Annotated in this window: 26 protein-coding genes; 15 read left to right on the top strand and 11 right to left on the bottom strand. The window is 65.0% G+C overall.

Annotated features, from left to right (window positions below):
* The first annotated feature begins 124 nt into the window (after positions 1-124).
* Entirely contained in the window at positions 125-733 is a 609-nt protein-coding gene (locus N2605_RS19965; protein WP_036013669.1) for a cysteine hydrolase family protein, read from the top strand.
* Between the two features lie 48 nt (positions 734-781).
* Here N2605_RS19965 and N2605_RS19960 read toward each other — a convergent pair whose 3' ends face one another.
* The 6 genes from N2605_RS19960 to N2605_RS19935 form a co-directional block, all read right to left on the bottom strand.
* Positions 782-1,564, bottom strand: coding sequence for a Crp/Fnr family transcriptional regulator (locus N2605_RS19960; protein ID WP_036013671.1), 783 nt, complete (start codon positions 1,562-1,564; stop codon positions 782-784).
* Between the two features lie 128 nt (positions 1,565-1,692).
* Positions 1,693-2,847, bottom strand: a complete 1,155-nt coding sequence (locus tag N2605_RS19955; protein WP_225157001.1) for a DUF305 domain-containing protein — start codon at positions 2,845-2,847, stop codon at positions 1,693-1,695.
* On the bottom strand, positions 2,844-3,023 hold the full coding sequence (locus N2605_RS19950; protein ID WP_027575113.1) for a hypothetical protein: 180 nt from the start codon (positions 3,021-3,023) through the stop codon (positions 2,844-2,846). The genes N2605_RS19955 and N2605_RS19950 overlap by 4 nt, the downstream gene beginning before the upstream one ends.
* Positions 3,024-3,185: 162 nt before the next feature.
* Positions 3,186-4,790 (bottom strand): alpha-amylase family glycosyl hydrolase, encoded by a 1,605-nt coding sequence (locus N2605_RS19945; RefSeq protein WP_260342277.1) that lies wholly within the window; start codon positions 4,788-4,790, stop codon positions 3,186-3,188.
* On the bottom strand, positions 4,771-5,355 hold the full coding sequence (locus N2605_RS19940; RefSeq protein WP_225140147.1) for a hypothetical protein: 585 nt from the start codon (positions 5,353-5,355) through the stop codon (positions 4,771-4,773). Before N2605_RS19940 ends, N2605_RS19945 begins: the two co-directional genes overlap by 20 nt.
* An 11-nt stretch (positions 5,356-5,366) precedes the next feature.
* The gene (locus N2605_RS19935; protein ID WP_036045784.1) at positions 5,367-6,542 is read right to left on the bottom strand and encodes a zinc-dependent alcohol dehydrogenase; all 1,176 of its coding nucleotides are present in this window, start codon (positions 6,540-6,542) and stop codon (positions 5,367-5,369) included.
* 166 nt (positions 6,543-6,708) lie between these two features.
* Between N2605_RS19935 and N2605_RS19930 the strand changes: the two genes are divergently transcribed.
* Positions 6,709-7,491, top strand: a complete 783-nt coding sequence (locus N2605_RS19930; protein ID WP_109143431.1) for an SDR family NAD(P)-dependent oxidoreductase — start codon at positions 6,709-6,711, stop codon at positions 7,489-7,491.
* A 365-nt stretch (positions 7,492-7,856) separates the two neighbouring features.
* Here the strand turns inward: N2605_RS19930 and N2605_RS19925 are convergent, their stop codons facing one another.
* The gene (locus N2605_RS19925) at positions 7,857-8,252 is read right to left on the bottom strand and encodes a response regulator (protein WP_225140145.1); all 396 of its coding nucleotides are present in this window, start codon (positions 8,250-8,252) and stop codon (positions 7,857-7,859) included.
* An 87-nt stretch (positions 8,253-8,339) separates the two neighbouring features.
* Between N2605_RS19925 and N2605_RS19920 the strand changes: the two genes are divergently transcribed.
* From N2605_RS19920 to N2605_RS19905, 4 genes are all read left to right on the top strand, one after another.
* Positions 8,340-9,347: a chemotaxis protein CheB gene (locus tag N2605_RS19920; protein ID WP_225114951.1), complete on the top strand. Its 1,008-nt coding sequence runs from the start codon at positions 8,340-8,342 to the stop codon at positions 9,345-9,347.
* A 10-nt stretch (positions 9,348-9,357) separates the two neighbouring features.
* On the top strand, positions 9,358-9,627 hold the full coding sequence (locus tag N2605_RS19915) for a hypothetical protein (protein ID WP_225114950.1): 270 nt from the start codon (positions 9,358-9,360) through the stop codon (positions 9,625-9,627).
* Between the two features lie 209 nt (positions 9,628-9,836).
* Complete coding sequence (locus N2605_RS19910) at positions 9,837-13,004, top strand: CheR family methyltransferase (RefSeq protein ID WP_260342272.1); 3,168 nt, start codon at positions 9,837-9,839, stop codon at positions 13,002-13,004.
* Positions 13,004-13,762, top strand: a complete 759-nt coding sequence (locus tag N2605_RS19905; RefSeq protein ID WP_260342270.1) for a Crp/Fnr family transcriptional regulator — start codon at positions 13,004-13,006, stop codon at positions 13,760-13,762. Before N2605_RS19910 ends, N2605_RS19905 begins: the two co-directional genes overlap by 1 nt.
* A gap of 71 nt (positions 13,763-13,833) precedes the next feature.
* Here the strand turns inward: N2605_RS19905 and N2605_RS19900 are convergent, their stop codons facing one another.
* Entirely contained in the window at positions 13,834-14,028 is a 195-nt protein-coding gene (locus N2605_RS19900; protein ID WP_260342268.1) for a hypothetical protein, read from the bottom strand.
* Between the two features lie 297 nt (positions 14,029-14,325).
* Here N2605_RS19900 and N2605_RS19895 point away from each other — a divergent pair, with 297 nt between their 5' ends.
* Together N2605_RS19895 and N2605_RS19890 are read left to right on the top strand one after the other, a co-directional pair.
* On the top strand, positions 14,326-14,508 hold the full coding sequence (locus N2605_RS19895; RefSeq protein WP_260342266.1) for a hypothetical protein: 183 nt from the start codon (positions 14,326-14,328) through the stop codon (positions 14,506-14,508).
* Between the two features lie 134 nt (positions 14,509-14,642).
* Positions 14,643-14,843, top strand: coding sequence for a hypothetical protein (locus N2605_RS19890; RefSeq protein ID WP_036025636.1), 201 nt, complete (start codon positions 14,643-14,645; stop codon positions 14,841-14,843).
* 19 nt (positions 14,844-14,862) lie between these two features.
* Here the strand turns inward: N2605_RS19890 and N2605_RS19885 are convergent, their stop codons facing one another.
* Positions 14,863-15,147: a hypothetical protein gene (locus N2605_RS19885; protein ID WP_260342264.1), complete on the bottom strand. Its 285-nt coding sequence runs from the start codon at positions 15,145-15,147 to the stop codon at positions 14,863-14,865.
* Between the two features lie 286 nt (positions 15,148-15,433).
* On the opposite strand from N2605_RS19885, the gene N2605_RS19880 reads away from it, so the two are divergent.
* From N2605_RS19880 to N2605_RS19855, 6 genes are all read left to right on the top strand, one after another.
* Positions 15,434-15,643: a hypothetical protein gene (locus N2605_RS19880; protein ID WP_036025634.1), complete on the top strand. Its 210-nt coding sequence runs from the start codon at positions 15,434-15,436 to the stop codon at positions 15,641-15,643.
* Positions 15,643-15,843, top strand: a complete 201-nt coding sequence (locus tag N2605_RS19875) for a hypothetical protein (RefSeq protein ID WP_036013732.1) — start codon at positions 15,643-15,645, stop codon at positions 15,841-15,843. Before N2605_RS19880 ends, N2605_RS19875 begins: the two co-directional genes overlap by 1 nt.
* Positions 15,844-15,908: 65 nt before the next feature.
* Complete coding sequence (locus tag N2605_RS19870; RefSeq protein ID WP_225156995.1) at positions 15,909-16,985, top strand: flavodoxin family protein; 1,077 nt, start codon at positions 15,909-15,911, stop codon at positions 16,983-16,985.
* Positions 16,982-17,884 carry an NAD(P)/FAD-dependent oxidoreductase gene (locus N2605_RS19865; RefSeq protein WP_260342258.1) on the top strand — a complete coding sequence of 301 codons (903 nt, stop codon included), beginning with the start codon at positions 16,982-16,984 and terminating at the stop codon, positions 17,882-17,884. The genes N2605_RS19870 and N2605_RS19865 overlap by 4 nt, the downstream gene beginning before the upstream one ends.
* Positions 17,885-17,982: 98 nt before the next feature.
* Complete coding sequence (locus tag N2605_RS19860) at positions 17,983-18,312, top strand: four-helix bundle copper-binding protein (protein WP_197947764.1); 330 nt, start codon at positions 17,983-17,985, stop codon at positions 18,310-18,312.
* Between the two features lie 10 nt (positions 18,313-18,322).
* Complete coding sequence (locus N2605_RS19855) at positions 18,323-18,511, top strand: hypothetical protein (RefSeq protein WP_225114944.1); 189 nt, start codon at positions 18,323-18,325, stop codon at positions 18,509-18,511.
* 22 nt (positions 18,512-18,533) lie between these two features.
* Here the strand turns inward: N2605_RS19855 and N2605_RS19850 are convergent, their stop codons facing one another.
* A complete protein-coding gene (locus tag N2605_RS19850) occupies positions 18,534-18,791 on the bottom strand; it encodes a hypothetical protein (protein ID WP_036013744.1) in 258 nt (85 codons plus the stop codon).
* Positions 18,792-19,075: 284 nt separating this feature from the next.
* On the opposite strand from N2605_RS19850, the gene N2605_RS19845 reads away from it, so the two are divergent.
* A complete protein-coding gene (locus N2605_RS19845; RefSeq protein WP_036013747.1) occupies positions 19,076-19,450 on the top strand; it encodes a hypothetical protein in 375 nt (124 codons plus the stop codon).
* A gap of 104 nt (positions 19,451-19,554) precedes the next feature.
* On the opposite strand, the gene N2605_RS19840 is transcribed toward N2605_RS19845, so the two are convergent.
* Positions 19,555-20,895, bottom strand: coding sequence for a polysaccharide deacetylase family protein (locus N2605_RS19840; RefSeq protein WP_225148391.1), 1,341 nt, complete (start codon positions 20,893-20,895; stop codon positions 19,555-19,557).
* Positions 20,896-21,024: the final 129 nt, after the last annotated feature.

The raw sequence follows: 21,024 nt of genomic DNA, 5'->3' as shown, positions 1-21,024 counted from the left end.
AGCGCACCACCTTCATTTTTATAGCTTTTCTGGGCGGGGTTCGCGCTGCACGCCGCGATTCGGAACCAAAGCCCTCGCCCCGCATTCGCAACTGGTCGCCGAATGCGCTTGAAGGTGGAGGACGATGAGGGACGCTATGTCCGATGTTGCCGAGATCCGCGGCGCCGTTCACCTGTGCATCGACATGCAGAACATTTTCGCCCCCGATGGCCTTTGGGCGACGCCCTGGATGGAGCGGGTGCTGCCGACGGTCGTCTCGGTCGTTGCGCGCCACGCGGAGAGAACGATCTTCACACGCTTCATCACCCCGCAGGATCCGGAGGATCGCCCGGGGCAGTGGCAGAGTTATTTCCGCCGCTGGCGCCAGGCCACGCGCAGGCATCTGCCGTCATCGGCTCTGGAGCTCGTGCCGGCCTTGGCACGTTTCGTTCCGCCGGCGGCGATGATCGACAAGCCGGCCTATTCCGCGTTCAGCAATCCCGGTCTTGCGAGCCTGCTGGTCGAGAAGAACGTCGGCACCGTCGTGATATCGGGCGCGGAGACGGACGTCTGCGTGCTCTCGACGGTGCTGAGCGCCGTCGATCTCGGCTTCAGGATCGTCCTTGTCGAGGACGCGCTGTGCAGCTCGTCCGACGTCGGCCACGACGCGCTCATGACGATGTACCGCACCCGCTTCCACGGCCAGGTCGACCTGGTGACAGCGGAAGAGCTGGCCGAGGTCTGGCGGGAGTAGGGTCCGACGTCATTGAGCCGCGCAAGGTCCTCGCGCCCACGAGGCGGATCAAGCGACCGCGACGTCGGCCGCCACCGGTCTCGCATGCGGCGGCCGAGCATCGTCCGCGCCGGACCGCATGCTCAGGTAGGTTGGGTCGAAGCCGGCGAGCCGGACCAGGCCCGGCCAGTCCGTGATGGTCAAGGTCTTGCCCTGCCATTGCAGCAGATGGCAGCGGCGCAGCTCCTGGATGGTGCGGTTGGCATGGACCGGGGAGATGCTGCAGGCTGCGGCGAGGTCGGACTGGGTGAAGGGCGAGGACAACCTGAAATCCCGGGCGAGCCCGACGGTTTGCAGCCGCACTGTGATCTCGCAGAGCAGGTGCGCCACACGTGTCAACGCGTCCCGGCTGCCGAGGTTCACCGTCCAGTTGCGCTGGATGGCGTGATCGGCAAGCAGCATCAACAGCAAGGCGTGCGACATTGCCGGAGATCGCACCGCGAGCTCGCGAAAGAAGCGGTGCGGCACGAGCGCGACGATTGCGGAACCGAGCGCGGTCAGGTTGCCCTCGATGCGCGGGCGATACAGGCTTTGCAGGTTGGCGATGTCGCCGGGCACGCAAATCGCGGTGATCTGGCCATCTGCGCTTTCGTCATTCTGCCAGGACAGATATCCCTGGAGCACCAGGCAGCATTGCGTTGCCTCATCACCGTGCCGCAGGATGGTCTGATGCGCGCCGAAATGCGCGATGCTGCTCGGCATGTCCGCAAGCAGATCGAGATGTTCCGGGGTCAGTTCGACGAGGCTCGTCAGGCGGTCGGCCAGCCTCGAGAAAGCAAATCCTGCCTGCATTTGATCTCCGACGGCCCCCGTCGGCCCAAGTGTGGCCGATAATGACGGCGGAAAGCATTAACGTTTGATAGGTTCGTCTGGAGTATCGGCGAGGCAGCAGGCCGCTTGCCGATACAAGATCCTCACGTTCAATTGACGTTGTCGCCGAGCATGTTGCGGACGCCTGTGGTCACGGCGGCGAGGCCGCGCGTGCCGTGCATCAGCGCGATCTCGCCCTGCTGCTCGTGGCGGATGGCATGCGCCATGATGCGCAGACGAGGGTCGCCGCGGCTGTGCCACATCTGGTCGGCCATCCTGACCGCACCGCGGTGATGCCGGCTCATCGCCTCGATGAACAGCATGTCGAACTGGTCCGGCGGCGCGGTCTTGACCTGGCGCATCTCGGCCGGCGTCAGGAAGCCCGGCATCGCCGCCCGCTCCTCGGTGCTGCAATCGGGCATCTCCGTGTCGAACCAGCTCAGCCACCAATTCTCGAATATGCGGTTCTCTCCGGTCTGGCTCGCGACCATCAGCATTGCGAGCTTGCGCAGATGCGGATCCTGCGCGCGCTCGGCAGCCGTCCGCGCCAGCTCGATGCCCTGGGCATGATGCGTTGTCATGTGACGGATGTAGGCTTGGTCTTGATCCCTGTCGCGGCCCATCCACGGCGGCTCGTAACCATGACCGCCGAACAATGCGACCGCCCCAAGTAGCGCAATCACGGCCAGCGCGCCGGTGATCCACATATTCGTGAACCGCACGTCGCTGTCAGGCGCAGTCCCGCGCCTCCAGCGCAGGCGCGCGAACAGGGGATACATCACAGCGGAGGAGCCATGCACCAGCAGCCCGATCCAGTAGGGTTGTTGCAGCGTGAACAGCGGCTGCCAGAATGGAAACAGCGGCACCAGCACGAACCATTCCATGCCTGAAGAGAACGCGGCCCAGGGCAGCGCCAGCAGCAGGATCGTCATCGGCCGCAAGTCGGCCGTCCAGCGTCCGAGCACGCCGAAGAAAACCAACGCCCAGGAAAAATCGGCCCATTGGTGAAAGGCGATCCCGGCCAGGATCGCGCTCCAGGATGGCTCGGAGCTGATCGCCCAGTCGCGCGCAGGAATCGCGGCAACCGTCATCCAATCGACCGCCGCATCGCGGCCGATTCGGGCAGCGAAGAGCTGGCTGACGATTGTCGAAAACGTGCTGCTGATCAGGCCGAGTGCGGCCGCGGCAATCCAGCGCGAACGCCGCCGCTCGCCGGTGGTGCGCCGCGCCCCACTCGTGAGTGCTGGTCGCGGCTCGGCGTTCACGTCAGCTGCTTGAGCTTCTTCAGCGGATTGAGTTCGCTCGGCTTGTCCTGTTCGTCGCGCCCGCGCTCGGCCTGCGCCTTGCCGTCATCGTGCAGATCCTGGTCGCCGATGATCTCGCCGACGGCCTGCTTGGTCTTGCCGGCGATCCGCTGCTGCAGACCTTTGGTCTTGCCCATGAGCTGCCTCCGAGATGTCCTGCCGTGGCTCACGCCGCTACCCCGGCGCCTAAAGGGGGCGTGGGCGCCGGGGCTGCGGTCTTGCAAATTGCCTCCGGCGGCGGGGGGAGACGCCGGAAGCGTTGATCAGACTCTTCGCGACGCGGATGGTTCCTCCTGACGTCACCGAGGTTCGAGCGCGATGATCACGCCTTCGTTGCCCCGGAGCAGGATGGACGCATCCGGCACGGGCTCGGGCGGCCGATCCAGATGCGTCGACATCAAAAGACGGCCGCGACCTTGCCAGTGGAATTTCCGCGGTTCGGCCGCGAGATTGAGCGCGACCAGGATTTCGTTGCGGCCATCCCTCCGCTTGTACGCCAGGACATCATTCTGCGAGCGCAGCGGCTCGTAGCCGCCCCGTGGCAGGCCGGCATGCTCGCGCCGCAGCGCCATCAGCGCGCGAAACAGAGCGAGGATCGAGCGCTCGTCGCGCTGCTGTGCAGAGACATTGGCCGCACCATCGGGCGGCTCGAGCGGCAGCCATGGGCGGCCCGTCGTGAAGCCGCCATCGGGGCTGTCATCCCACCGCATCGGTGCGCGTTCGGGATCGCGGCACAGGCCGTAGCCGGGCACTAGCTTCTCGAAGGGATCGCGGACGCGGCCCTGCGGAATCGGCACGCGCTTGCGGCCGATCTCGTCGCCCATGAAGAAGAACGGCGTTCCCCGCAGCGTCATCAGCAGCATCGCAAGCACGCGCATCTGCGCCTCGCCGATCTTGCTCGCGATCCGCTGCTTGTCGTGGCCGCCGATGACCCAGACCGGCCAGCCATCGTCAGGGATGGCGTTGAGATAGGCGTCGACCGTGGCCTGCAGCGAGAGGGCGTCCCATTTGGAATCGAGCAGGGCGAAATTGAGCGGCAGATGCAGGCGCGGCCGGTCGTTGCCGTAGAAGTGGCCGATGCGGTCGGTCTTGCCCTGGACCTCGCCGCACAACATCCGTCCGGGATAGGCGTCGATCACCTCGCGGATGAACTCGATGCAATCCATCGTCTCGGGCCGATCGTCGGTGAACACCGTCGTGTGCCGCTGCGGTGGCGGCTTGCCCTCGGCGTTGGGGTTCGGCGGGTTGTCGCGCAAGAGCTGGTCCTTGATCAGGACCGCGCTGGCGTCGACGCGAAAGCCGTCGACGCCGCGGTCGAGCCAGAACCGCATGGCATCGGCGATCGCGGCGCGCACTTGCGGGTTGCGCCAGTTGAGGTCGGGCTGCTCCACCAGGAAGGAATGATAGTAATATTGCCGGCGCGCCTCGCACCATTCCCAGCCGCTGCCGCCGAACCGGCTCAGCCAGTTGTTGGGCGGCCCGCCGTTCTCGGCCGGATCGGCCCAGACGTACCAATCGGCTTTTGCGCTGTTGCGCGAGCTTGCGCTCTCGACGAACCAAGCGTGATCGTTCGCGGTGTGATTGGGGACGAGGTCGAGGATAAGCCGGATGCCCGCAGCGTGCAGCGCTTCGAGCAGGCGATTGAACTCCTCGAGGCTGCCGAAGGCGGGATCGATCGAACAATAGTCGGAGATATCATAGCCGAGGTCGCGGAAGGGGCTCTTGTAGATCGGCGTCAGCCAGACCGCGCCGACGCCGAGCCACTTCAGATAGTCGATGCGCGACAACAGCCCGGCGAGGTCGCCCTTGCCGTCGCCGTTCGAGTCCTGAAAGGAGATCGGCGCGATCTCGTAGATGACGGCGGATTCCCACCACGCGGCTTCATCACGGGACGCGTCGCTCATCACGTTGCTTCACCTCGTTTGTATTGACATGGTTTGTTTTGGCATGCGCCGCGATCTGCCTTGCCGCAGTTCGGGCGCTCTCGATGCCCTTGGGAAAGCCGCTGCGGTTCGGATAGAGCTTGCGCCGTGCATCGCGCGGCGGACGGCGCGGCTTGGTGTCCTGCGCGGCACGGTAGTCGAGCACGGCGATGCCGCCGACCATCAAGAGCGCCAGCGCGATATTGCCCTTCTTGGGATTGTCCGACGTCAGTCCGGACAGCAGCGCGGCGGCATCGAGGCCGTCGCCGCCGACGCGGGCCCACAGGCCGGCGTTCTTGTCGACCGAGAGCGACATGATTCCGGCGAGGATCTCGCGCACGCCGAAGGCGCGGACCAGCGTCTCATGGCCTTCCATGCCCAGCGTGTGCGTAACGCGCCGCGGCGCGAACAATTCGACCACGCCGAGGCCGATGCTGAACCAGCCGAGTGCGCGCGCGAGCTGGTCCGCCGGCTGCTTCAGGCTCGGTCCGCCCTCGACGATCTTGGGGTCGCCCTTGGTGCGCACGATGTTGGAGAAATGAAACATGGCTGGCTCCTTCAGGGCTTCAGCACGACCTTGACGCAGGAATCGCGCTTGTCGCGAAACACCTGGTACATCTCCGGTCCCTGGGCGAGCGGGACGGTGTGGGTGATGACGAAGGACGGATCGATCTCGCCCTCTTCGATGCGGCGGAGCAGGTCGTCGGTCCAGCGGTTGACGTGGGTCTGGCCGGTCCGCATCGTCAGGCCCTTGTTCATGAAGGCGCCCATCGGAAGCATGTCGGACAGGCCGCTGTACACGCCTGCGACCGAGATGATGCCGCCGGGACGGCAGACATAGATCATCTCGCGCAGCACGTGGGGCCGGTCGCTCTCGGCCATCACCATCTGCTTGGCGCGGTCGAGCAGGGTGTCGGGCAGCGATGGCATCACATGCGCCTCCATGCCGACGCAATCGATGCACTTTTCCGGGCCCTTGCCGTCGGTCAGCTCCTGGAGCCGCTCCACCACGCTCTCGGTCTCGAAGTTGATCGTGGTGGCGCCGCCGGCCTCGGCCATGCTGAGCCGCTCCGGCAGGCAGTCGATCGCGATCACCTGGTTGGCGCCGAGCAGGATGGCGCTGCGGATCGCCATCTGCCCGACCGGGCCACAGCCCCAGATCGCGACCGTGTCGGTCGGCTCGATGTCGCATTGCACGGCGGCCTGCCAGCCGGTCGGGAAGATGTCGCTGAGGAACAGCAATTGCTCGTCGGGAATGCCCGGGGGCACCTTGATGTGGGTGGCGTCGGCAAAGGGCACGCGAAGGTACTCAGCCTGGCCGCCGGGATAGCCGCCGGTCAGATGCGTGTAGCCGAACAGGCCTGCCGTCGTGTGCCCGAACACCTTATCGGCCAGGTGACGCTTGCGGTTGGTGGTCTCGCACACCGAGAAATTGCCGCGCTTGCACTGGTCGCATTCGCCGCAAATGATCGTGAACGGCACGACGATGCGGTCGCCCTTCTTCAGCTTGCCGTCGACGCCCGAGCCGACCTCGACCACTTCGCCCATGGTCTCGTGACCCATGATGTCGCCGGGCAGCATGCCCGGGATGAAATTGTGAAAGAGGTGCAGGTCGGAGCCGCAGATGGCGCAGCTCGTCACCTTGATGATGGCATCACGCGGATCCTGGATCTCCGGGTCGGTGACGGTGTCGCACCGGATGTCTTCCTTGCCGTGCCAGACCAGCGCCTTCATCGTCCGTCCTCCCGGTTGCACCACGTGCCATCTAAGTCCAGGCACGAACGATGGTTGCTATCGCCGCGCGCAAATTCTTCGCACTGCGTAAATAGGAACGAGAGAGCAGGGCAGCGATTGAGCGTGATCACCTCATTCCAAAGGCTCAATCACAAGGATTTGCCGCATGTCCGCCAATCAGCTCGCCGTCGTCACAGGCGCCTCAACCGGTATCGGTCTGGAACTCGCAAGGTGCTGCGCGCAGGCCGGATTCAACCTCGTCGTCGCGGCCGACGAGTCCCAGATCGAGCAGGTGGCCGTCGATCTCCGGCGGCTCGGCGGCAGCGTGGAGCCGGTCGAGACCGATCTTGCGACCACCGAGGGCGTCGACAAGCTGTGCGCGGCGGTCGGCGACCGGCCGATTGACGCGTTGCTCGCCAACGCCGGCATCGGCCTCGGCAAGGCGTTCCTCGACCAGGACTTTGCCAGGGTGAAACACCTCATCGACACCAACATCACCGGCACGCTGTATCTGATCCACCGCGTCGGCAATGAGATGCTCCGCCGCAATGCCGGCCGCATCCTGATCACCGGCTCGATCGCCGGCTTCATGCCGGGCAGCTTCCAGGCCGCCTACAACGCCAGCAAGGCGTTCCTGGATTCATTCTCGTTCGCGCTGCGTGAGGAGCTGCGCGACAGCGGTGTCACCGTGACCTGCCTGATGCCGGGTGCGACCGAGACCGAGTTCTTCCGCCGCGCCGACATGATGGACACCAAGGTCGGCACCGAGAAGAAGGACGGCGCTTACGATGTCGCCAAGGCCGGCTTCGATGCGATGATGCGCGGGGACGCCGATATCGTCACCGGGCTTAAGAACAAGATCCAGACCACGGTCGCGAACGTCACGCCCAACGAGATGCTGGCCAAGCAGCACCGCAAGATGGCCGAGCCGGGCACGGCAAGGTCGTAGAGCGACGCGCGCGCAATGTTGCGGAGCGCGCGAACCCTTTTGCGAAGAGAAAGCAGACCCCCGATTCACATAGCCTAATGCGCTGCGGCCCTCAAACCGTCAAATTGTACGGGCTGAAACAAGAGGGGGGCCGCTGTGGCGATGGATCGCATCGAACAGGCCTTTATCGCGACTGCCGTTACGGGTTTTCTCGTGATGATGGTCGCAATCGTCTGGATGATGATGAGCTGAAGGTGGGGAGCTTGCCGTCTTGCGCATCGCGCTACCTTACGCCGCAGTTATCCTCTGCCTGGCGGTGACCGCGTGGCTTGCGTTCGCGCATCTATTTTGATCGTCGCCCGGCTGCGAGCTTTCAACCGCTTTGACTAGACCGGCTGCTCGGCGATGAGTCCGGTGAGCTTCCGTGCCATCGCCGCAAGATCGATCGGCTTTTCCAGGAGCGGCACGTCCTGAAATTCCGGACTGAGCGTGATCTTGTCGTACCCGGTGGTGAAAAGGAAGGGCACGTTGCGCGCTCTCAGCTCGCGGGCGATCGGAAAGATCATTTCGCTGCGGATGTTCACGTCGAGCACGGCAGCGTCCAGGACGCTGCCGTCGTGCAGGATCTTGAGCGCGTCTTCGAGATCGCCGACGGGACCGGCGATCTCGGCGCCCAGCGCGCGGAATGTCTTGCCGATGTCATCGGCGAGAAAATACTCGTCCTCGACCACGAAGATGCGGCGCCCCTTGAGCTCTGCGCGCTGATGCGACGATGTCGCCATGCTGTCTCGGCCTCCAAACGCACAGGAACATAAGCCGACGATCCGCCTTGGTGCAAAGTGCAAACGATGCAATTGGAGGCGGGTTCCATGGGCAACCGCGACATCATTGTCATCGGGGGCTCGGCCGGAGCGACCGCTCCATTGAAGCAGATTCTGGGCCGTCTGCCGGCGGATCTGCCGGCCGCCGTCTTCATCGTGCTGCACATTCCGGCGCAGGGCATCGGCATTCTCTCTACCGTGGCCGGCAGTGCCGGTCCGCTCCCGGTGCGGCAGGCCGAGAACGGCATGAAGATCGAGCCCGGCCAGATCTACCTGGGTGCGCCGGACCATCATCTTCTCGTCACGGAGGACCGCATCTTCCTCGGCCGCGGCCCGCGCGAGAACATGGTGCGGCCGGCGATCGATGCATTGTTCCGCTCGGCCGCGCTCTATCACGGGCCGCGCGTCATCGGCGTGCTCCTGAGCGGCCTGTTGTCGGACGGCGCTTCCGGCCTCAACGCCATCAAACGCTGCGGCGGGATGGCCGTGGTGCAAGACCCCGCGGACGCGATCTCGGACGAGATGCCGCGGCGCGCCATGGAGGCGACCACGGTCGATCTCTGCGTTCCCGGCGCCACCATGGGCGACGTGCTCTCCGAGCTCGTCAGGGAGCAGGCCGGCGCCGCGCTGCCAATTCCGCCCGAGATCAGGCTCGAGGTCGAGATCGCGGCCGGTGAGCGGATCGGCAGTGACAATCTCGTCGCCATGGCTCACCCTGTCGCCCTGACCTGTCCATCCTGCGGCGGGGTGCTCTCGGAGGTCAAGAATGCCCGCCCGATGCGTTTCCGCTGCCAGGTCGGTCACGGCTTCACTGCCGATGCGCTCGCCAAGGAGCAGGAGGGGCGCGTCGATGAAGCCTTGCGGGTGGCGCTGCGGATCATCGAGGAGCGGGCGGAGCTGGTGCAACGCATGGCCGCCGATGGCCGGCGCTCCGGCCGGGCTGCCGTCGCCGAGATGTACGAGGCTCGGGCGCTCGAATACCGCGAATATGCCGACATGATCCGGCGCGTCGTGCTAAAGTCGCTCCAGCCTTCCGTAGGCAAACGGGAGGCGTGAAGGCGCGGCCATGGCCATCTCCCTTGCCGAACGCACCGCCCAGCTCGATGCCGAGCAACGCCTGCTGGTGAAGGCGGAACAGGATATCGAGAGCGGCTGGCAGCGGGTTCGCAATCAGGAGGACCGGGTGCGCGAGCTCATGGCCGGCGGTCATGACACCTGCCAGGCGGAGCGGCTGGTCGACCTGCTCAAGCAGACGCTGGTCGAATGGGAACGCCACCGCACCTTGATCGAGCAGCGCGTGGCCTTTCTCCAGCGCGAGGTCAATCCGGAAGCGTAGGGCGCCCGACGTCGATCTCCCGAACTGCACCGCTCGACGCTGCACAGCAGCAGGCGGCTCTCTCGCGCTTGTCCCCTCAATCGGGCTAGCTGGGGCAAAGAGATGCCCGGGACATTTTTGCCTTTGATGTGTTGGGATAATATTGAATTCTGCTATGTGCAGGGCGGGGCGCCCATCGGGTTCCCGCCAGCCAGTGAGCCACCAGAGCCATGAGCGAAAACGGCGACCAGCCGGTCGATGCAAACCGCCAGAGCAAGACCCCGCTGATCATAGGGGTCGGCGCCTCGCCGGGCGCGCTGGATAGCATCGAGCGCTTCTTCGCCAAGATGTCGGTCGGGGCCGATCAGGCCATCGTGCTGGCGCTCCAGCACCACGAGGCGTTCGACGAGCCGCGGCTGCGCAACCTCGTGCAGAATTCCAACGGCAACAAGATCGCCGAGATCGCCGACGGCCACCCCATCGAAGGCGGCACGATCTATCTGTGTCCACCCGCCATGATCACCACTATCCAGGGTGATCGCTTCGCAATCCGCAAGGCCGAGCAGGCGCCCGGCGAACGCGCCACGATCGACAGCTTCCTGGTCTCGCTGGCCGAGGAGCGCGCCGAGCAGTCGATCGGTGTCATCCTCGCGGGCACCGGGGGCGACGGCACGCTGGGCACCGCGACGCTGAAGGATCACGGCGGCCTCGCCATCGCAGAGAAGACCGGACATGCGGAGGAGGCCGGGCATCTCGACGGCAACACGCCCGCTGCGATTGCCGATTATGTGCTGCCGCCCGAGGATATCCCCGAGCACATCCAGGTCTATGCCCGTCACCTCAGGCGTCTGGAGGAGAAGCAGGGCTTCGACGAGGTTCTGGCGGCGGCCGCGACTTCGCTGGCGCGCATCGCCGACATCCTGCGAAACAAGACCGGCAACGATTTTCACGGCTACAAGCAGAACACCTTCCTGCGCCGGGTGCAGCGGCGCATGCAGGTGGTCCGGATCGACGACATTGCCGCTTATGTGGATCTCCTTCGCAACGACAAGGACGAGGCCCAAAATCTCTTCAACGATCTCTTGATCGGCGTCACCGAATTCTTCCGCGACAAGCGCGAATTCGAGGTGCTGGAGACGCAGATCATTCCCAAGATCTTCGAGGGCAAGGGGATTGGCCAGCAGGTCCGCGTCTGGGTGCTCGGCTGCGCCACCGGCGAGGAGGCCTATTCGGTCGGCATTCTCCTGCGCGAGCACATGGCGCGGATGGACTCCCTGCCGCAGGTCCAGATCTTCGCCACCGACATCGATGGACGGGCGCTCGCGACTGCCCGCGTCGGCCGCTATCGCACCAATATCGAGGCGGACATGACCAGCGAGCGGCTGGCGCGCTGGTTCGTGCGTGAAGGCGACACCTATTGCGTGGTGAAGGAGCTGCGCGAGATGTGCATCTTCTCGCAGCACAACGTCATCAAGGATGCGCCGTTCTCCAAGCTCGATCTCGTCTCCTGCCGCAATCTGCTGATCTATCTCAATGCCGAGCTGCAGAACCGCGTGATTCCGCTGTTCCATTTCGCGCTGCTGCCGGAGCGCTATCTGTTCCTCGGCAATTCCGAGAACGTGACCCGGCATCCGAAGCTGTTCGCCCCCGTCGACCGCCGCGCCCGGATATTCAAGAAGCTCGAGACCGGAACGCGGCTGCCGCCGGAATTTCCGATCACGACCGCGGCGGGCAGGACGCCGGTCGAGGTGCCGCCGGTTCGCTCGTTCGGGCCCGACGTCGGCCTGGAGCGGCGGGCGCAGCGCATCGCGGAGCGCTATGCCCCGGCCTATGTCATCACCGACGACAATTTCCAGGTCCTGCATTTCTCCGGGCGCACCGGCCGCTACATCGAGCCGAACGCAGGCGCCGCCACGCTCGATCTGCTGCAGCTCGTGCACCGCGATCTCCGGCTGGAATTGCGTACCGCACTCAGCCGCGCGGCCGAGACCAACGAGTCCGTCCATGCCGAGCAGGTGCAACTCGGGGTGAACGGTCACCGCGTCCTGGTGGACATTACAGTCGAGCCGATCCAGGAGGGCGCCGGCGGCCACCGCAATTTCGTCGTCCTGTTCAAGGACGGCCCGGCGCGGACCATCGAGGCCGACCCCACCAATCCCAGCGCCCTGGTGCGCACCGAGCATGTCGAGCGTCTCGAGAACGATCTGCGTGCGACCCGCGAGCGCCTTCAGGCGACCATCGAGGAGCTCGAGAGCACCAACGAGGAGCTGAAATCGTCGAACGAGGAATACCAATCGCTGAACGAGGAGTTGCAGTCGGCCAACGAGGAGCTGGAGACCTCGCGCGAGGAGCTGCAATCGGTCAACGAGGAGCTGACCACCGTCAACGGCGAGCTGGCGCACCGCGTTCAGGAGCTGACGCGCGCCACCAGCGACCTCAAGAATTTCCTCGAGAGCACGCAGATCGCCACGGTGTTCCTCGACAACGATTTGCGCGTGATGAACTTCACGCCCGCCATCACCCAGCTCCTGCATCTGGTCGAGACCGACACGGGCCGCCCGATCAGCCATATCAAGGCGCGCATCCCGATCGAGGAGCTTTACGACGACGTCCGCCGGGTGCTGCGCACGCTCGCCAGCGTCGAGCGCGAGCTGAGCGCGCCGGACAGCGGCACGCGTTATATCGTGCGCATCCTGCCATATCGCAGCATCGACAATTTCATCGCGGGTGTCGTCATGACCTTCATCGACGTCACCGCAATCACCCGCGCCGAGGAGCGGCAGCGCCTGCTGCTGGCCGAGCTCCAGCACCGGGTCCGCAACACGCTCGGCGTGGTGCGCTCGATTGCCCGCCGCTCGGCGGAAACGAGCTCGACCGTGGAGGAATACGCTTCCCATCTCGACGGGCGTCTCAACGCCTTCGCCCGCACCCAGGCGCTGGTGACGCGCGATCCCGAAGGCGGCGTCGATCTGGAATATCTCGTCGTCGAGGAGCTGCTCGCCTACAATGCCAGGGAAGGCGAGCAGATGCGGGTTTCGGGCCCCAAAATCCGTTTCCAGCCCAAGGCCGCCGAAACCTTCGCGCTCTCGATCCACGAACTCGCCACCAATGCGCTCAAGTACGGGGCACTCAGTCAGCCAAGCGGGCGCATCGAGGTCACCTGGCGCGTCGATGAGAGCATCGAGCCGGCGGAGCTGGTGTTCGAGTGGCGGGAGCGCGGCGGGCCTGCTGTCACGACAAGGCCGCGAAAAGGATTCGGGACCGAGCTTCTGGAGCGCACACTGGCGTTCGAGCTGAAGGGGCAGACCACGATGGCATTCAATTCTGCCGGGCTGCAATGCACCATCACCATCCCCTTGACAAAGCGCGCTTTCCACACGCCGGTGGTGGCTGCCTGATGCCGCTGTCGACAGCCGATCGCAGCGTTTTGGAGCCGGCCATTCGTCGGCTGAGCGCGCTACGGCCGTTGTCGGCCGAGGCTCGCTCATCGCTGGAATACGCCATGCTCGAGGGCCTCCAGCGCGCCGGATCCGGCGAGGATCTGATCAGCGAGGGTGATTCCGTCGATGCCGTCCGCGTCCTGTTGTCGGGCTGGCTCGGCCGCTACAAGACGCTCGATGACGGCCGGCGCCAGATCGTCAATTTCATCTTCCCGGGCGAAAGCTGCGATGCGCATGCTTACCTGCTGTCGGAGATGGATCATTCCATCGTGGCGCTGACGCCCGTGGTCTATGCCGAGATCAAGCGCACTCGCTTCGAGAGCCTCCTGGCCAACAATCCCGCGCTGTCGGAAGCGTTCTGGTGCGAGACGCTGCTCAACAATGCGATCCAGCGGGAATGGGCGATCAATCTCGGCCGTCGCGTCGCGCTGGAGCGCGTGGCGCATCTGTTCTGCGAAATCTTCGAGCGGCTTCGACCGGTGGGGCTGGTCGACGGCAATTCCTGCCTCATGCCCGTCACGCAAACGGATCTCGCCGATGCGACGGGGCTTTCCGTCGTTCACCTCAATCGGACGCTCCAGGAGCTGCGCGCGGCGAAGCTGATCGTGCTGCGCGAGCGGACCCTGACCATCCCGGACCTCGATGCGCTCAAGAACGCGGCGCTATATTCGCCTAGCTATCTCGGGATCTACCGGGCGACTGAAGCGGTCCGTTGATGCCGTTCCGTTCCGGCCAGACGAGTCGTTTCGCTGAGATGGGCCGGAACAGGATGTCGTCCTGCTCGCAATCACGCCGGTTTGGGGCGCTGTCCGTCCTGCACATCATCATCGTCTTCACTTGGAAAGGGCTCGTGAGTTTTCCGGCCCAGAAACGTATCCGGTCGAGGAAGCGTCAATACCGCCAGCGCTTCACGGATCGCCTTGCGAACCTGCTCCACGTGCTTCTCATCGGACTGCAACGGATAACGAGTCGGCTTCGCCATCAGGCGCTCCCCCGGGTCATGCAGGCGGGAGCACCATCGGTCTCTCAGCCACCGGCGCCTACGGGCAGAGCCACAGCCAGTGATGAGATCACCGTACACCCGCTGTGGCGTTTCAGCTAAGGAAATCGAGGATCTGTCGGCCGATTCCTGTTCCGGGCTACCGGTACGTGGTTGAGGGCGGTCCGGCGGGGTTGTGGCGACTTGATCCAGGTTAAGCGACGACGCTTTTTGAGCCGTTGGCTCCATTTGAGTAACCTATGCAAGTGCGCGCTCGCGAGCTCTGTCGCATGATCCCTGATGCCAGACACGCTGTTTGCCCGCGCCACGCGCGCTATCGAAGAGAGCCGAGCCCTCCGGGAGCAGCACAGACAAGTCGCGGGACGCTACGGCGACGCGGTGAACGATCTGCGCCTCGCCATCATGGACAGCGCCATGCTTCGCTCCGAGATCAGAGCGCGCCGCGACAACGAGGAATCGTAACTCCGGTCTTTTCGCCGAAACAGGCAACCGTTCCCTTTCTGGAACGTTAGATCGTTGGCCAGGCTGTGCAGCCGGCTCCAATACCCGTCGGAACGCAACGGCGCGCTCGACCTCATGCACCAGGAGGACGCCTGATGAGGACGCGACATCGATTCAAGCAAGTCGACACTCTGGAAGCGCGGCTCGCCGCCGAGGCGGAGCGGCTACGCGAACAGGCCAGCTTGCTTCCGCCCGGCGCGGCGCGCGACGAAGTCCTGCGCAAGGCGCGTCAGGCGGAAACGGGGTCTCAGATGAGCGAGTGGCTGAGGTCGCCGGGCCTGCAACCGCCAAGCTAGCCCGGCGCGATGCGCGTCGTCAGCGCCGCTTCGCGGCCTTGCTTCGCCGATTGTACGGGGAGCGGTTGACCGGCCGCAGCGATATTCCCTCGCGTTGCGCCTTGCTGCGAATGGCCGTGACGGGGCGCTGCAGCTTGATGCTCATCACGCCGGTCGGCGTGTTGCCTTTCGCAAGCTGCTTCAGCTTGCTTACATCCGCCGCTGTCCACGGCTCGCGCGCGCGGCGCTTGTAGGCGGGATTTGCCTTGCGCGGTTCTTTGCGGCCGATCGGTGAGCCCGGTCGTTTCCATGCTGCTCTTGCCATGATGATCCTCCTTCAAGTCGTCCTTGAACATACGAATCAGCATTTCGGTTCCGGCGCAGTCCAAACCGATCGGTCCTGCGGTTGTGCTTTGCGCAAAATCGCGCAGCGTTAACTTATTGAAATGCTGGAACCGGCTGTTGCGACGGAAGCTACAATCGTTGCCGGGCCGAGCCGCCTCGACCGGCAAGCGACTTGAGTGACAAGAGAACCTGGGCCCCGGCGCCCGATCCCCCGCCGGGGCCGATTTCCTTCCAACCGAATTGTCCACGAAAGTTCAAAAGTACAAATGACCGCCAAACGTAACCGCAGGAAACAGACCCAAACGCTTCAGGAGCGGCTGGCCGCTTTCGCCGAAAGCGCCCGCGAGCGCGCCCGCAACCTGCCGCCCGGCAGGGAACGCGAGATGCTGCTGCGTCGCGCCAAGCAGAACGAAGTGACCTCGAACCTCACGGATTGGCTCAGCGCACCCGTCGCTCCAAGGCGAGGACACCTATAGTGGCAAGTATCAAGCACTACCGCGCGTTCCAGATCGATCCGGACGGGCACGTGTTCGGATGCATCAACCTCGTCTGCGACGACGACGAGCAGGCCAAGCGCGAAGCCGCCTCGCTCGTCCTGGTGCATCGCATCGAGCTGTGGCGGCTCGATCAACGGATCGCCAAATTCGATGCGCCGCAGGAGCTTGTTCGCCAGTAAGGCTTGGGAACCGCGCGCTGGGCGCCGGGTTGGGTCGGAGGGATTCGACTTCGCCAGGAGCCAGCATGACGGACGCCGACATTCGCAAGGGGATGCCGCCCGTCAAGCTGTCGCGTGAGGAGTTCGAGCGGCGCTACAAGCGTCAGTTCGTCGATCCCGCCTTTGCTCCGCTTGGGCGCGAGCTCGATGCCATCATCGCTGCGGCCTGGGACGCCTACAGCCATTCGCGCAAGGCACCGTTGACGCGGAAGGCCGGCGCAGGCTTTTCCGACCCGAACTACGATCTTGCCGTCGACTGGCTCGATGCGCGCTCAAAAATCCTGGAGGCGCAGCGTCGCCACGACGATGCCGACGAGACGCCGCGCATCCTGATCATCAACGGCTCGGCCCGCAGCGAGCACACCTGTCCCGGCGAGATGTCCAAGACCTGGCGGCTGGTCAAGCTGGCCGAGCCCGTCTTCATCGAGATGGGATTTGCCGTTGACATCCTCGATCTGTCGCGCCTCGCTTCGGAATTCGGCAAAACCATTCACCCCTGCAAGTCCTGCGTCGGCACCGCCATGCCGCTGTGCCACTGGCCGTGCAGCTGCTATCCGAACTACTCGCTGGGCCAGACCCACGACTGGATGAACGAGATCTATCCGCTCTGGGTTGCCGCCCACGGCATTCTGATCGTGGCGCCCGTGAACTGGTATCACGTGCCCGCCGGTCTCAAGGCGATGATGGACCGCATGGTCTGCGCCGACGGCGGCAATCCCGATCCGACCTCGACCCACGGCAAGAACGCCGCGGAAGCCAAGGCGATCGAGCTGAAGGGCTGGCCCTATCCGCGTCATCTCGCCGGCCGCCATTTCGGCCTCGTCGTTCACGGCGATGCGGTCGGCGCCGAGGGCGTGCGACGGGCCTTGTCCGACTGGCTGACCGACATGCAGCTGATCTCGGCAGGGCGCTACGCCGAGCTCGACGGTTATGTCGGCTACGACGAGCCATACGCCACATCCCATCGCGAGCTCGACGAGGACCGCGAATTCCAGCAGGAAGTGCAGAATGCGGCGCGCGCGCTCGGCAACGCCGTCCGGCTCGCGCGAAGCGGGCGCCTCGATGAGCCCGGCGCCGGTCTTGCGGATCCGAACCCCAAATGACCGGCGCGCCCCCCCTTGAATGCCTGATCGTCGGAGGCGGGCCGGCGGGACTGATGGCCGCGATCTATCTGGCGCGCTTCCGCCGCCGCGTCTGCGTCGTGGACGCCGGCGCGAGCCGGGCGGCCCTGATCCCGCGCAGCCACAATGTCCCCGGCTTCGTCCACGGCCTGTCCGGCGCGGAGCTGATCGAGCGGATGTCGGCCCAGCTGAACGAGCTCGCCGTCACACGCGTGGAGGCCGAGGTCACGGCGTTGCAGCGTCACGAACACGGTTTTGAAGCGAGCTGGAATGGCCGCGGGCATGCGGCCGCCACAGTCATTCTCGCCTGCGGGATCGTCGATACCCATCCGCCGTTCGCGGAGTGGCGCGCGGCGGTCGCGGACGGACTCCTGCGCTACTGCCCGATCTGCGACGCCTTCGAGGCCACCGGCCGCCGCATTGGCGTCGTCGGGCCGCTGGATCGTGCCGCCGCAAAGGCGCTCTTTCTGCGTGGCTATGCGCGCGACGTGACGCTGCTTGCGACCGGCGCGGACGACGCGAAGGCCGCAACGTCGGAGCTGTCCGACGCGGGCGTCGGAATCGTGTTCGCGCCCGAGCTGCGCCTGGCGCGGCGAGGCGGCGGCGTTGAAGCGGATTTCGCCGACGGACGTACCGCGCAATTCGACATCGTCTATCCTGCGATGGGCGCGGAGGTTCGCTCCCAGCTCGCGATGGCGCTGGGCGCCGACCACACTGCGGACGGTCATTTGAAGGTCGACGATCACCAGCGCACGTCGATCGCCAGGCTCTACGGAATCGGCGACGTCGTCACCGACCTGCACCAGATCTCGGTCGCGTTCGGCCACGCGGCCATCGCGGCCTGCACGATCCACAACAGCCTGCCGCCGCGATTTGCGTGATGGGACGGCGGTGAGCCTCACAATCGACTGGAACCGGGAACGAAGCGCGTTGCCCCGCTTTGGTCGAGCGGAGCGGGGCGCGCAACTGGAGACAACCGATGGCTCAATCCGAAGACATGACCCGCTGCATCGCGCTTTGCATGAGCTGCTACCAGACATGTCTCGGCACGGCGATGAACCATTGCCTCGAGACCGGCGGCAAGCATGTTGAGCCGAAGCATTTCCGCCTGATGATGGCCTGCGCCGAAATGTGCCGGACCGCCGCGCACTTCATGCTGATCAACACGCCGCATCATAAGCACACCTGCGGTGAGTGCGCCGAAATCTGCACCGAATGTGCCGAGGATTGCGCCCGGATCGGCGGCATGGACGAATGCGTCGCGACGTGCCGCTCCTGCGCCCAATCCTGCCGCGCGATGGCGGCTTGAGGAGGTGCCCATGCTGGAAGAGAAACTCAAGGAAGCGATCGTCGGCGAATTGCAGCGTCAGGCCGCCGACCGGCCGCAATCGCTGAAGGTGCAGGGCGCGGGAGACGGAGCGGCCTCGGAGGAGCTGACGGTCAACGGCAAGATCGACCTCGGCGCGCTTGTCATGGTGATCGCAGGATCGGTCGCCGGCGGGCCTTGAGCTCGATCGTCGACCGGCGGCCTCAGCCATACTCCTCGCCGATGCCGTATTCCCGGTAGATCTGCAGCGGGTCGAGCTCGGGAAACAGACGGCATTTGGCCTGCGCAAGATGCAGGCTCACCGCTGCCGGCTCCTTGCCGTTCGCGAGCAGCTTGCGGATGTCCTCCATATGCGCGTTCGGCTGGTGCTTCGGTTCGAGCTGCTCCAGCGCGACCAGGGCGGTCGCGAGTGCCTCGGTCAGAACCCAGTCGTCGTGGCCCGTGATTCCCTTCTTCGACATCGGAAGAACCCCACATCTGGTGGCGGTCACAGTTTACCGCGCCTTCGGCCAAATCGCCATTGAGCCGTTGCGGGCCGTTCGCGCGCGCGAGGCCATGGGCCATGCTCCGGCTTGCCTTATGGCCGCCTCAGGCTAAAAGGCGGCTAGTTGCGGGGGCGGCAGTATCTTTGTTGAAACAAACTTGGCGTAGACGGGCCGTATCCAGGCTCGCCGTTCCGGTCTGGGTCCCGATCCCGCACGTCGCAACACCATAGGGTTGCGACCCCCTCAAGGTTCGAGCCAGCATGGTTTTTCTCAGTTTCGTCTACCGCTTCCTCACCAATTTCGCCTTCATGGCGGTGGTCTATTTCAGCTTGAACTTCATGGAAAAGTATCCGAACCGGGCGATCCTGGCGATCCTGGTGCTGGTCTATGCCGCCATGCGCGCGGCCTCGACGCTGCGGGCGTTCTACTTCTTCCAGAAGATCGAGAAGCTGGAGGCCGAGACCAAGCGCCTTCAGGCTCCGATCAACGACGGTTCGGGCAGCACCACCGCGCGCAAGCAGGTGATCACCGACGTCGCGCGGCTGCGGCGGGACGGCGAGCTCAAGTCCTACATGGACCTGTTCTTCCTGGCGCTGATCGTGCTGCTCTGCGTCGCCGCCATCATGCGGCAATAGCAGCTAAAGCATGATCCGGAAAAGTGCGAAGCGGTTTTCCGAAAAGATCATGCATAAACAACAACCTAAAGCGCGATGATGATTCATCCTAATCTCATCGCGCTTTAGGCGCGCTTTTTCAGGCTGGCGACGCGGGTCGGACGGGGCGGCACGCCCTTGGAGGCCGCGCCATTGGCCGCGGCGCTCTTCGCTGCGGTACTCTTGGGTACGATGTCGACGGGCTGCGCGGCGTGATCCGCTGCAGCCGGCGCCGCCTGGGCGGTACGCCGCCCATGCAGCTTGGCCGTCTTGCCCTTCGCGCCTCTGCCCTGTGCTGCCTTGTCCTTGGCCGGATGCGGCCTCTCGGCCGCCATGGCGAGCCGGGTCGCGGCGCGCCGCGATGAGGTCGTCGACATCAGCACCTCGACCGAGCCTTCCGGAATCGCGAACAGATCGCGACCCGGGACGGGCAGGGTGGATGCGAGGTCGATCTGGCCCTTGCTCCGGCGCGGCAGCAGCGACTGATGTTCGCCCTGCACATTGAGGTCCGCGAGCGCGGGCGCCGGCAGCGTCCTGGTCTGCGTGAACACGAAATGCGGCACGCGTGGCCAGCGCGCGATCGGCGTCGTCTCGGTTGGCGGATGCATCAGCCATTCGACCGGCGTGGTCGGCGTCGCCGGCCGCTCGGCCGTGGCAGGCACCACATGCACGATGCGATAGCCGCGCGCCTTGAGGTCGCGGATGATCTTGGGCAGCGCCGCCACCGTGCGGGCCTGAATGTCGTGCAGCAGCAGGATGCCCTTGCCCTTGGCCTCCAGCCGCTGGATCGCGAGCTGGTAGACGCGGTCGGACGAGACGTGCCGCCAATCGTCGGCCGGGAAGTCGGCGCTCCAGACCTGGAGGCCGCGCGAGATCAGATGGTTCTCGATGCCCTCGGCGCGCATCAGCCCGGGAATGCGGAAGAACGGGGCGAGCTGCGACGGATCGGTCATCGCGGCTGCGGTCCATTCGATGCCGCCATTGATCTCCGCCTCGGCCTTCTCGATCGGCATCCGGTCGAAGGTCAGCGGATGGTCCATGCTGTGCGTGCCGACGGTATGGCCCGCCGCGACCAGCTTGCGCACGCCTTCCGGATTGGCCTTGGCCTGGTTGCCGACGATGAAGAAGGTCGCCTTGATGCATTCGTCGGCGAGGATCTTGAGCACCTGGTTCGAATATTTCGGGATCGGACCATCGTCGAAGGTCAGGACGACCTCATGGTCCTTCAGCGGCAGCGTCTCGCGGTACTGCATGGTGCCGATCAGCGGATGTTCGCGCGGATCGACAACGAGGGTGCGGGAGGTGCCGAGGGCGTCGGGGTGGCCGGGACACTCGGCTGCGAGCGCGGCCGGCGAACCGGCGGTGAGCATTCCCAGACAGAGGACGATCCACGATCGCGTCCGCAAAACAACGCTACTTCCGATCATGAACCTCGTCTGCCCCCATGCAATTTGGCGCCCTAGATAGGTCGGAGATGGCTCAAAACGGTTCAGCCGCAGCCGCTCTCATCTTCACGGGGTAGCATGAACAGAGTGTTAATTGGCCCCAAATCACCC

Source organism: Bradyrhizobium yuanmingense, assembly GCF_025200905.1.
Classification (GTDB): domain Bacteria; phylum Pseudomonadota; class Alphaproteobacteria; order Rhizobiales; family Xanthobacteraceae; genus Bradyrhizobium; species Bradyrhizobium yuanmingense.
The sequence above is the reverse complement of the archived record's forward strand: the minus strand, read 5'-3'. Positions and strand labels throughout refer to the sequence as shown.

Bases quoted from the DNA above. Each gene is read 5' to 3' on its own strand.
- N2605_RS19965 (WP_036013669.1), top strand. From the start codon at position 125: ATGAGGGACGCTATGTCCGATGTTGCCGAGATCCGCGGCGCCGTTCAC.
- N2605_RS19960 (WP_036013671.1), bottom strand. From the start codon at position 1,564: ATGCAGGCAGGATTTGCTTTCTCGAGGCTGGCCGACCGCCTGACGAGC.
- N2605_RS19950 (WP_027575113.1), bottom strand. From the start codon at position 3,023: ATGGGCAAGACCAAAGGTCTGCAGCAGCGGATCGCCGGCAAGACCAAG.
- N2605_RS19945 (WP_260342277.1), bottom strand. From the start codon at position 4,790: ATGAGCGACGCGTCCCGTGATGAAGCCGCGTGGTGGGAATCCGCCGTC.
- N2605_RS19940 (WP_225140147.1), bottom strand. From the start codon at position 5,355: ATGTTTCATTTCTCCAACATCGTGCGCACCAAGGGCGACCCCAAGATC.
- N2605_RS19935 (WP_036045784.1), bottom strand. From the start codon at position 6,542: ATGAAGGCGCTGGTCTGGCACGGCAAGGAAGACATCCGGTGCGACACC.
- N2605_RS19930 (WP_109143431.1), top strand. From the start codon at position 6,709: ATGTCCGCCAATCAGCTCGCCGTCGTCACAGGCGCCTCAACCGGTATC.
- N2605_RS19925 (WP_225140145.1), bottom strand. From the start codon at position 8,252: ATGGCGACATCGTCGCATCAGCGCGCAGAGCTCAAGGGGCGCCGCATC.
- N2605_RS19920 (WP_225114951.1), top strand. From the start codon at position 8,340: ATGGGCAACCGCGACATCATTGTCATCGGGGGCTCGGCCGGAGCGACC.
- N2605_RS19915 (WP_225114950.1), top strand. From the start codon at position 9,358: ATGGCCATCTCCCTTGCCGAACGCACCGCCCAGCTCGATGCCGAGCAA.
- N2605_RS19910 (WP_260342272.1), top strand. From the start codon at position 9,837: ATGAGCGAAAACGGCGACCAGCCGGTCGATGCAAACCGCCAGAGCAAG.
- N2605_RS19905 (WP_260342270.1), top strand. From the start codon at position 13,004: ATGCCGCTGTCGACAGCCGATCGCAGCGTTTTGGAGCCGGCCATTCGT.
- N2605_RS19900 (WP_260342268.1), bottom strand. From the start codon at position 14,028: ATGGCGAAGCCGACTCGTTATCCGTTGCAGTCCGATGAGAAGCACGTG.
- N2605_RS19895 (WP_260342266.1), top strand. From the start codon at position 14,326: ATGCCAGACACGCTGTTTGCCCGCGCCACGCGCGCTATCGAAGAGAGC.
- N2605_RS19890 (WP_036025636.1), top strand. From the start codon at position 14,643: ATGAGGACGCGACATCGATTCAAGCAAGTCGACACTCTGGAAGCGCGG.
- N2605_RS19885 (WP_260342264.1), bottom strand. From the start codon at position 15,147: ATGGCAAGAGCAGCATGGAAACGACCGGGCTCACCGATCGGCCGCAAA.
- N2605_RS19880 (WP_036025634.1), top strand. From the start codon at position 15,434: ATGACCGCCAAACGTAACCGCAGGAAACAGACCCAAACGCTTCAGGAG.
- N2605_RS19870 (WP_225156995.1), top strand. From the start codon at position 15,909: ATGACGGACGCCGACATTCGCAAGGGGATGCCGCCCGTCAAGCTGTCG.
- N2605_RS19865 (WP_260342258.1), top strand. From the start codon at position 16,982: ATGACCGGCGCGCCCCCCCTTGAATGCCTGATCGTCGGAGGCGGGCCG.
- N2605_RS19860 (WP_197947764.1), top strand. From the start codon at position 17,983: ATGGCTCAATCCGAAGACATGACCCGCTGCATCGCGCTTTGCATGAGC.
- N2605_RS19855 (WP_225114944.1), top strand. From the start codon at position 18,323: ATGCTGGAAGAGAAACTCAAGGAAGCGATCGTCGGCGAATTGCAGCGT.
- N2605_RS19850 (WP_036013744.1), bottom strand. From the start codon at position 18,791: ATGTCGAAGAAGGGAATCACGGGCCACGACGACTGGGTTCTGACCGAG.
- N2605_RS19845 (WP_036013747.1), top strand. From the start codon at position 19,076: ATGGTTTTTCTCAGTTTCGTCTACCGCTTCCTCACCAATTTCGCCTTC.
- N2605_RS19840 (WP_225148391.1), bottom strand. From the start codon at position 20,895: ATGATCGGAAGTAGCGTTGTTTTGCGGACGCGATCGTGGATCGTCCTC.